Annotated in this window: 9 protein-coding genes; 4 read left to right on the forward strand and 5 right to left on the reverse strand. The window is 63.8% G+C overall.

The window, feature by feature from the left end:
- The 3 genes from EN884_RS14115 to EN884_RS14125 form a co-directional block, all read right to left on the reverse strand.
- A partial coding sequence (locus EN884_RS14115) for a substrate-binding domain-containing protein (protein WP_164895007.1) occupies positions 1 to 514 on the reverse strand: 514 nt, incomplete at its 3' end.
- Between the two features lie 39 nt (positions 515 to 553).
- Positions 554 to 1,318, reverse strand: coding sequence for an ATP-binding cassette domain-containing protein (locus EN884_RS14120; RefSeq protein ID WP_128360588.1), 765 nt, complete (start codon positions 1,316 to 1,318; stop codon positions 554 to 556).
- Positions 1,315 to 2,481: an ROK family transcriptional regulator gene (locus tag EN884_RS14125; protein WP_063167798.1), complete on the reverse strand. Its 1,167-nt coding sequence runs from the start codon at positions 2,479 to 2,481 to the stop codon at positions 1,315 to 1,317. The genes EN884_RS14120 and EN884_RS14125 overlap by 4 nt, the downstream gene beginning before the upstream one ends.
- Positions 2,482 to 2,508: 27 nt before the next feature.
- Here EN884_RS14125 and EN884_RS38635 point away from each other — a divergent pair, with 27 nt between their 5' ends.
- The 3 genes from EN884_RS38635 to EN884_RS14140 are packed head-to-tail and all read left to right on the forward strand — an operon-like array spanning position 2,509 to position 5,097.
- Positions 2,509 to 2,664: a hypothetical protein gene (locus EN884_RS38635; protein WP_164752000.1), complete on the forward strand. Its 156-nt coding sequence runs from the start codon at positions 2,509 to 2,511 to the stop codon at positions 2,662 to 2,664.
- Positions 2,665 to 2,702: 38 nt separating this feature from the next.
- The gene (locus EN884_RS14135) at positions 2,703 to 3,881 is read left to right on the forward strand and encodes a M24 family metallopeptidase (protein WP_063170211.1); all 1,179 of its coding nucleotides are present in this window, start codon (positions 2,703 to 2,705) and stop codon (positions 3,879 to 3,881) included.
- Positions 3,868 to 5,097, forward strand: coding sequence for an amidohydrolase (locus EN884_RS14140; protein WP_063167799.1), 1,230 nt, complete (start codon positions 3,868 to 3,870; stop codon positions 5,095 to 5,097). Before EN884_RS14135 ends, EN884_RS14140 begins: the two co-directional genes overlap by 14 nt.
- Positions 5,098 to 5,146: 49 nt before the next feature.
- On the opposite strand, the gene EN884_RS14145 is transcribed toward EN884_RS14140, so the two are convergent.
- Together EN884_RS14145 and EN884_RS14150 are read right to left on the reverse strand one after the other, a co-directional pair.
- A complete protein-coding gene (locus EN884_RS14145) occupies positions 5,147 to 6,451 on the reverse strand; it encodes a M23 family metallopeptidase (RefSeq protein WP_063167800.1) in 1,305 nt (434 codons plus the stop codon).
- Between the two features lie 150 nt (positions 6,452 to 6,601).
- The gene (locus EN884_RS14150) at positions 6,602 to 7,069 is read right to left on the reverse strand and encodes a peroxiredoxin (RefSeq protein WP_063167801.1); all 468 of its coding nucleotides are present in this window, start codon (positions 7,067 to 7,069) and stop codon (positions 6,602 to 6,604) included.
- Between the two features lie 95 nt (positions 7,070 to 7,164).
- On the opposite strand from EN884_RS14150, the gene EN884_RS14155 reads away from it, so the two are divergent.
- Positions 7,165 to 9,381: DUF3971 domain-containing protein (locus tag EN884_RS14155; protein ID WP_128360589.1), on the forward strand; the 2,217-nt coding region annotated here is incomplete at its 3' end.

Genomic DNA, 9,381 nt, shown 5'->3' on the forward strand with positions numbered 1-9,381 from the left:
TGTCGAGCGTGTAGGGATCGCCGGGGTCGCCGAGCACCTGCAGAACCTTGCCCTTCACCGAGCCGTTCTTGGCTTTCAGCAGCTTCTCGGCCTGATCCGCGGCGACGTAGCCGATCTCGACCGTTCCGGCGACAGAGGTGAAGTCGGACGGGGTCGAGGTGATCTGGCGGTCGAACTCGACCACCGGGATGCCGGCGGCGCGCGCGGCTTCGATGGACGGTTTCAGCGCATTGAAGTCGACTGCAGCCAGGATGATGGCCGCCGGCTTCAGCGCGATGACATCGTTCATCTGCGATTGCTGGGCGTCGGTCTTGTTGTCGGCGTTCAGCGTCTTCATCTCGTAGCCGGTCTGCTTCAGGAACAGTTCCAGCGCGCTCACCGAGCCGGTCTGGAACTCGTCCAGCAGGGTCGGCACCATATAGTAGACGATACCCTTGGACTGGGCGAATGCCGGCGTGAGCGTGGCAAAGGCCAGTGCAAGGATACCGAAGACAGCAAGAAGTATTCGCTTCATGTCGTTCGCTCCTCTTAAGCCGGACCCCTCTTTTGTCCCTCAGCCTGTCGGTCCGGCACCGGCAAGCGTCTCACCGGTGATCATGTTGATCACCGCGTCGGGACTTGTTTTATTGCGTGCGACATCGCCGGACACGACGCCCTGGCGGATCACCACGCTCCGGTCGGCGACCTGAAAAGCCTGCTGCATGATATGGGTGATGATGACGACGCCGATGCCCTGGTTGGCCACCTGGCGGATCATGTCGAGACCGCGCCGCGTCTGTTCGACACCGAGGGCGGCGAATGGTTCGTCGAGCAGCACCAGCTTGCCGCCCCAGTGCACGAAGCGGTTGAGTTCGATGGCTTGCCGCTGGCCGCCCGAAAGATGCTCGACATTGGCGCGCAGCGAGGGAATGCGGGTGCCGGCATTGGCCAGCGCCTTTCCGACGACGGCTTCCATGGCGCGCTCGTCAAGCACGGGAATGCCGAGAAACTTGCGGGTGATCTCGCGGCCCATGAAGAAATTGGCGACCACGTCGACGTTGGTGCACAGCGAGAGATCCTGGTAGACGGTCTCGATGCCGGCCGCCTTGGCCTCGGCCGGTGATTTGGCGAGGAATTCCTTGCCCTCGAACAGCATGCGGCCCGATGTCGGCTCCAGTCCGCCTGATATGATCTTCACCAGTGTCGATTTGCCGGCGCCGTTGTCGCCCAGCAGCGCCACGACCTCGCCCTTGTCGATCGAGAAGCTGATCCCCTTGAGCGCTTCGATCGCGCCATAGTTCTTGGTGACGTTGTCGAGCACCAGCAGGGGTTCACTCATGCCGCAATCTCCCTGCCTTTGAGAAGGTCGCGCTCGCGTTCGCGTTCGGCCGCGAACATCTGCCCGAAGCGAGGTGACAGAACCCCGGAAACCGCCAGGGCGGCGGCGCCGCGCAGCACGGAATGCTGTCCGCCGCGCGCGACCACGACCCTGGGCGTCGTGCGGTCCTTGCGGGCCGAGACGGAGTTGTGCAGGCCTGCGGCCGAACCAGCCAGCATTTCGAGCAGGTCGGTGGATGCCAGCCCGCCGAGGATGACCGTCTCCGGGTCGAACAGGTTCTCGATGACGGCGACGGCGTTGTGAAAGATCGGTGCGACTTCGGCCACCCAGTCGGCCTCGCTGCCGTTCCAGCGCCGGAGCGCCTCGAGCGACAAATATCTTTCGAGGCAGCCGCTGTTGCCGCACGGGCAGGCCTCGCCGCCGGGAATGACGGGAATGTGTCCGATCTCGCCGGCATTTCCCCAGGCGCCGCGCAAGGCGCTGCCGTCATGAACCATGACGCCGCCAAGGCCGACGCCGAAATAGAGATAGTAATATTCGGAAAACTGGGCGCCGAGGCCATAAAGGCGCTCGCCCATGGCGGCCGCGGCCATATCGGTTTCAAAGAAGGCCGGCAATCCGGTGGAGGCCGCCAGCCGTTCGCGCAGCGCGACATCCTTCCAGCCGGTCATGGTGGTCGGCCCCACGAAACTCATGGACTCCACGTCGAATGGGCCGGGCAGGGCCATGCCGACCCCCAGCACCCGTCCGCCAGCCCGCAGCCGGGTCAATTCCACCACCATCGCCCCGATCAACTCGAAGGCGCGGTCCGGCGTCGCGTTCGGCGCTTCGCGGTAGATGCTCTCGATCACGTCGCCGCTCAGATTGATCAAGGCGGCGCTGATACCAAGCGGAGTGATGTGGATACCCACGGCATAGCCGCCCTCGGGGTTGATCCGGAGCGTCGCCGGCGGCAGGCCGCGCCCCCTCGGCTCTTCGCGCAGCGACAGGATGTAGTCCTGATCTTCCAGTTCGCGAACGATGGTCGATACCGTCTGGACGGTGAGGCCGACGCGCCGGGCGATCTCGCCGCGCGCGATCGGCCCGTGCAGGCGGATGGACTCAAGCACGATGCGCCGGTTGTATGGCCGCCCGAACTCCTGATTGGTCCCCCGCAGTGCCATGCCTTGCGCCCCTTAGGAGAGGATAGCTTGGCACCGCTTATTTATTCAGTCAAATGGAATTCAAAAATAAATGATAATGAAACACAAATCTTGGGAAGGCCGGGTATGGACGTACCCGATTCAGGACCTGCCCACACGCCGCCCTGGCCGATTGCCGCCATGGCGAAACCTCTTCAATGGTGAGCGAACCCGCGACCGTTGATGACAAAGCAGGAGCAAAGATGATCGAATTGCCGTTTGCCCGCGACGAGTACCGACAGCGGCTTCGCAAGATCCGCACCGAGATGGCCAAGCGCGGTCTCGAGCTTCTTGTCGTCAACGACGTTGCCAACCAGCATTACATCACCGGTTATGACGGCTGGTCGTTCTACACGCCGCAAATGGTGCTGGTTCCAATCGAGGAGGTCGAGCCGGTCTGGATCGGGCGCGCCATGGATGCGGCCGGCGGTCTTCTGACAGCCTGGATGAAACCGGAAAACGTGGTCGGCTTTCCGGAAGACCATGTCCAGCGAGGCGATCGCCATCCCATGGACTGGATTGCGAACTGGATTGTCGCCAAGAGCTGGGGGAGTCGCCATATCGGCATCGAACTCGAAGCCTATTATTTCTCCCCCAAGGCGCACGCCCGGCTTGTCGCCGGACTTCCCAATGCAAAATGGCACGATGCCGACCTGCTGGTGAACTGGATCCGGGCGGTCAAATCGGCGCCGGAGATCGCCTATTTGCGCAAGGCATCGACGCTCGCCGAAGCTGCCGTCACGCGAGCCTTCGAGGTGATCGCGCCGGGCGTTCGCGAATGCGACGCCATCGCCGCCATCCAGGCGGCGCAGATCGCGGGCAGCCCGGATTTTGCCGGCGACATCACAGCGCTTCCGCCGACAATCCTCGGTGGCGAGAATGCCTCGGCGCCGCACATCATGTGGAGCGACAGGCGGTTTGGAGAAAACGAGACGATTGCGCTGGAACTTGCCGGCGTTTGCCGCCGCTATGCCGCCGGCCTCGCCAGGACCATGCAGCTTGGCAAGACGCCGACAAATGTCTCGGATACCGCCAAAGCGGTGATCGAGGGCATGGACGCGGTGCTCAACGCGGTCAGGCCGGGAACGACTGCCGAAGCGGTCGAAGCTGCCTGGCGCAAGGTCATCCAGCGCTACGGACTGAAGAAGGAATCGCGCATCGGCTACTCCATCGGCGTCGCCTATCCGCCGGATTGGGGCGAACACACGATCAGCCTCAGGCCGGGCGACAAGACGGTGCTTGAACCGGGCAACGTCGTTCATTCCATCCTTGGCATGTGGATGGACGGCTGGGGCATCGAGGTCAGCGAGACCATCCTGGTCACCGAAACCGGCCACGAGACCCTGACGAAGTTCCCGCGAGAGATCCATGTCAAATCCTGAGGGTTCGGCCACGGCGGGGGGTGTTGCGAAAACCGTGACGACCGATATCGACGCCGGAATTCTCGACCGGATGATCGAGGTCCGTCGCCATCTGCACCGCAATCCCGAGCTTTCGAACCAGGAGGCCGGCACGCAGCGTTACCTCAGGCAGATGCTGGTGGATCAGGGAATCGTCGACATTCGCGACGTCGCCGGCTTTGGCCTTGCCGTCGATATTGTCGGCGCCGGCAGGCCGTCAAATCGAAAGATCGCCATTCGCGCCGACATCGATGCCTTGCCGATCGAGGAGGAGTCCGGCGTCGATTATGCATCGACGAATCCAGGTGTGATGCATGCCTGCGGTCACGACGCCCATGCATCGATGGCTTTCGCGGTGGCCGCGCATCTTCACCAGTCGCGGGACAGTTTTGGCGGTACCGTTCGCCTGATCTTCCAGCCGGCGGAGGAGGACGAACCGTCGGGCGGCAAGCGGGTGGTGGAAGAGGGGCTTCTCGACGACATCGACGCCGCCATCTGCGTCCACGTCGATCCGTACACACCGACCGGCAAGATCGCCGTCGGCTCCGGTCCCTACACTCTGGCCTGTGACACGTTCGATGTGGCCGTCATCGGCTCGGCGGCACACGCGGCAAAACCGCATGAAGGCGTCGATGCGTTGGCCGTGGCTTGCTCCCTGGTGAGCGAATTGCAGAAGATCGTTTCGCGCGAGACCGATCCGTACGATCCGCTGGTGATTTCCGTGACTGCCATCAATGGCGGCAACGCCTACAATGTCACAGCCGGCAGGGTCACGTTGAAAGGCACCATCCGCAGCGGCAGCGATGCAACCCGCGAGCGGGCCTGGCACCGCGTTCGTACGATAGCCGAGGGTATGGCGACGAGCCACGGCGCGCGTGTCGAGGTCGACATCCACAAGGGCGAACCCGGCGTCGTCAACGATGTCGAGATGACAGAGCTGATTGCCGCCAGCGCCAAGGCCTGCATCGGTGCCGACAACGTCCTCAACACGCCCGGATGGACGATCGCGGACGACTTTGGCTACTACAGCGAGAAACGTCCTTCGGTCTATTTTCGGCTGGGAATCCGGAACGAGGAGATCGGATCGGTCTTTCCGCTCCATCACGCCCGGTTTCGTGTCGACGAGGCCGCGTTGAAGGTCGGCGCGACCACCCTGGTTGCGGCAGCGACGGCGTTTCTGTCTACGGGAGCGCCTTAGTCAGCCATCATGATGGTCATCGGCGCATGGGGCAGGAGCCTGGGATCGCTTACAGATACTGGGCGACCTTCTTGCCGACCGTGAGGAAGCGCAAGGGATCGATCGCTTCGCCATTGTGGCGGACTTCGTAGTGCAGATGCGGGCCGGTCGAGCGGCCGCTGCTGCCGGTCTTGCCGATGACGGCGCCGGCGTCCAGTTTCTCGCCGACGGTCACGTCGATCTCGCTGAGATGCCCGTAACGTGTCGCAAAACCATTGCCATGGTCGACTTCAACCATGCGGCCATAGCCGCCGTTCCAGCCGGCCTTGGTGACGGTGCCGGGCGCCGTGACCTTTGCGGCCATGCCGATCGGCGCCCTGAAATCCATGCCGGAATGCAGTGCCGCGGTGCCGAGGATCGGGTCGGTGCGCACGCCGAACGGGCTGGTGACGGAGTGGCCCGGCGCGGGGTTGGTCAGCGGCAGCTGGCGCGCTTCTTTCTTGAGATGGTCGAGCGCGTCAAGCGCTTCGTCCAATTCCTTGACCTTGCTGTCGAACATCATCGAACTGTCGAGCGGGATCAGCGGTCCGCCGACGTCGCTGTCGCCCTTGCCGAAGTCGCTGTCGACGGGCAGTCCGGCCGCCTCGAGCGCCTGGGTGATGGCATCGGCGCTCTTATAGGCATTGTCGGCAAGCGTGCTGATGCGGGTCAGTTGATCGCTCTCGATGGATTTCAACGACTGGTTGATCGAGACGAAGAGCTTGTCGGCACGATCGGCGGCTGAATCATTGGGCAGCGGATCGGAGCGGGTTGACCACAGCGAGAACGGCCTTGTGTCGCCGGCGCCGAGATCGGCGCTCAGGCTGGCGACCGCATAATTCCGCGCGGGCTCCTTGATGCTGCCGGTCACTTCGGCGCGTTTGTCCGGCTTCGCAGCCGCTGCCGGATCTTCGGCCGGCGCTGCGCCGACCTCGCTCTCGGCGCGTTCGAGCAGCGGACCAAGGCGGCCATGACGCTGGCTCAACTGGCTCTGGCGTTCAAGCAGTTCGCTGACCTTGGTTTCCATCAGCTGCTGGTCGAGCAACTGGCGGCTGGTGATGCGGTCGACCTGGGCGCGAAGCGCCGAAATGCGATCTTCATAGGCTTGCTGCATGCGCGCCTGACGCGCCGTTGTGGCGCCGATCAAATCGTCGCGCAGCACGAGATAGGAGGTGGCCATGAGGTAGCCGACGGCAATGGCGGCCAGCGCCGAGCCGATAAAGGCCGCCAGCCACGGTCGGATCGTAAAATGCCTGATCTCGTTGCCCCGGGCGATGATGACCGTATGGGGCTCCTTACGCTTGCCGAAGACTGCGGACTGACCGGTTGCGTTCACGGGACCAAGCTTTCGTTTACGACACCACGACAGCTTGATTACACATTATTAGGGTTAACAAAGGCTTGCAGCGATAGCTTGCTCGCAGCGATTGCCCGCCAGGCGTGCGTAAGGTTGCAAGGGAACCTGGGCCAGCCTCGCCGGCAAACCTCAAAGCGCTCGAACGGCCTCGAGCACCTCTTCGGCATGGCCCTTGACGCGGACCTTGCGCCAGATCCTGGCGATCCGCCCGTCGCGGCCGATCAGGAACGTCGCGCGCTCGACGCCCATATACTTGCGGCCATACATCGATTTCTCGACCCACAGATGGTAGGCCTCGATCACCGTGCGCTCCTCGTCGGCGGCGAGGTCGATGGTGAGATTGTATTTCGACTTGAACTTGTCGTGCTTCTTGACGGGGTCGGGCGACAGGCCGATCACCACGGCGCCGGCCTTCTCGAACTCCGGCTTCAACTGCGAGAAGCTGATCGCCTCCTGCGTGCAGCTTGTTGTGTCGTCCTGCGGATAGAAATAGAGCACGATGGGCTTGCCGGACGATGCGGCAAGGCTGACCGATCCGCCGCCGTCCCGCGGCAGGTCAAATTGCGGCGCAAGATCGCCTACGTCGAGGTCAGCCATACCGATGCCCTTGTTTGAGGTTACGCGCGAAGCCACACCGATATAGTGTCGGACGGGGATTCGTCCACGATCGAGTTCGTACAACGGAAAATTGCGTGGATCAGGAGCGACCGCAGCACGAGAAGATCCGGTTCAGGCGTGATGAGATCACCGACCTGGGGACCTTTCCGTCCGCCTGCCGTGTGCCGCCGCTTGGTCAGGCGTCGATCGGACGCGGTTTTCGCATCCTGTCGCGACTGTTCGCCGGTCTGGTCGCTTTCGTGCTGCTGGCCGCCGTGCTCGTTTATCTGGTTGGCGCCTCCGGCATCGGAGCCGACCGGCTTCGCGCCGAGGCGGAAACGGCGCTTGAGAAACTGGCGGGCGTCGATGTCAATGTCGCGGTCGGGCCTGCCCGCATCACGCTCGACGGTTCGAGTTTCATCGCGCTTCAGGTCAGCGACGTCAGCTTGAAGACATCAGACGGCAAGCCGATGGCCGATGCCGGCCGCGTGCGCTTCGGCGTGCGTCTGTTCCCGCTGCTGTGGGGAGATGTGCGGCTGACCAGCGCCAGGATCTCGGATGCCCGCATCGTCGTGGCGGCGATGCCGTCAGGCGGCGACTGGACCGCCGGCCTGCGCAATGCGGACGGCCTCATCGATCCGGAGAAGCTGTCCGCCGCGGTGTTCGGAAACATCAACCACGCACTCGATGCCGTGCGGGAGGATTCGCTGCGTCGCATCGATCTTCGCAATGTCGAATTCGTGCTGCCCGAAACCGGAGCGATCAAGCTCGTCAAGATCACCGACGCCACCGTCGTGCAGTCGGGACCGGGCGGCATGGAGTTTTCCTCGAAGGCGGACATCGACGGCAGGACGCTTACGGTTGCCGCTACCGCCACCCGTGATATCGCGGCGCACCGGGTCACGGCGCTGGATGCGAGCGTCGATCTGGCCGACACCGGCGCGGCCGCTGCCGGCAAGTTGGGACCCGTCGCGTTGAAGCTGACGGGATCGGAAGGGTTCGGCGTGAACGCATCGCGGCTGACGGCCGCTTTGTCATCGACGGGCTCTGTCCTCGATCTCGGCACGCGAGGATTGCTGGCGGCGGACGTCGATATCAATGCGACGCTGGTTGCTGGCAGCAACAAGGTCCAGGTCGACAGATTGCTGCTGAAGACCGGCCGCTCGACATTCGATTTCGCCGGTTCGATCGGGCCGAAGCCGGCAAGCGGAGCGGTGGGTGAAGAGCCCTCCTATCGCTACGACCTGACCAGCGACGGGTCGTCGCTTGCGCCTTCGGAGTCGCCCGAGCCGGCGCTCACCTTCCTCGCCCGGATCGCCGGTGTCTACAACACGGTGAGCCACAAACTGGTGGCCGAGCAGATCGCGCTTCGGTCCGCCGGCTCGGGCGAGATGCTTGGCACCGCCGCCGTGGCGTTCGTCGACGGCAAAGTGCCGGGGATCAATCTGGCGTTCAACATCCACGACATGCAGGTCTCTCACGTCAAGCAGCTATGGCCGTGGTTTTCGGCGCGCAATGCCCGGCTGTGGGTGCTGGCAAATCTGTTCGGCGGCCGTGTCGTCGACGCCAACCTTCAGTTCCAGGTGGTGCCGGGCCGGCTGGGCAACGGCGTGCCGCTTTCGGCCGATGAGGTGTTCGGCCGCTTCCAGATCGAGGGATCGCGCTTCGACACCGCCGGCCGCATCCCTCCGATACGCGATGCGGTCGGCGTCGTCGGTTTCCACGGCAACGATGTCGATATCTCGCTGTCCTCGGGCACCGTCTACATGCCCAGCGGCCGCACCGTGGCGGCCAGCAACGGCACGCTGACGGTCAAGGCGGCCAACCGCCCGCCGGTCGTCGGCGCGCTCGACATCGATGTCGACGGCGACGCATCCGCCGTTGCCGAACTCGCATCCTACGAGCCGATCAACGCCATGCGCCATGTCGGCATTCTGCCGGAGGACCTGTCGGGCAGCGTCACCGGTCACGTCAAGGCGGATATTCCGCTGCAGTCCGGCGTCGACTCCTCGAAGCTCGATTGGCTGGTGTCGCTCGACTACACCGGCATGTCCCTGGCCAAGCCCTTCGAAGGACAGGTCGTGACGGATGCCGACGGTTCGATCACGGTCGACCCCGAGAAGGCGGTGATCTCCGCCAAGGCGTTGCTGAACGGCATTCCGGCCGAACTCGATCTGATCGAGCCGCTCAGGGATGAGGGGCCGGCGCGCAGCCGCAAGGTGGCCCTGGTGCTCGACGACAAGATCCGCGCCGCCGCCATGCCCGGCCTGAAGCCGCTGCTTGCCGGAACTGTGAAGGTGGCGATCGACAAG

Origin of the sequence: Mesorhizobium sp. M7A.F.Ca.AU.001.01.1.1, from assembly GCF_004022735.1 — a bacterium.
Classification (GTDB): Bacteria; Pseudomonadota; Alphaproteobacteria; order Rhizobiales; family Rhizobiaceae; genus Mesorhizobium; species Mesorhizobium ciceri.

What these genes read in the sequence shown, in the direction of transcription:
- EN884_RS14120 (WP_128360588.1), bottom strand. Translation starts at nt 1,318, where the DNA reads ATGAGTGAACCCCTGCTGGTGCTCGACAACGTCACCAAGAACTATGGC.
- EN884_RS14125 (WP_063167798.1), bottom strand. Translation starts at nt 2,481, where the DNA reads ATGGCACTGCGGGGGACCAATCAGGAGTTCGGGCGGCCATACAACCGG.
- EN884_RS14135 (WP_063170211.1), top strand. Translation starts at nt 2,703, where the DNA reads ATGATCGAATTGCCGTTTGCCCGCGACGAGTACCGACAGCGGCTTCGC.
- EN884_RS14140 (WP_063167799.1), top strand. Translation starts at nt 3,868, where the DNA reads ATGTCAAATCCTGAGGGTTCGGCCACGGCGGGGGGTGTTGCGAAAACC.
- EN884_RS14150 (WP_063167801.1), bottom strand. Translation starts at nt 7,069, where the DNA reads ATGGCTGACCTCGACGTAGGCGATCTTGCGCCGCAATTTGACCTGCCG.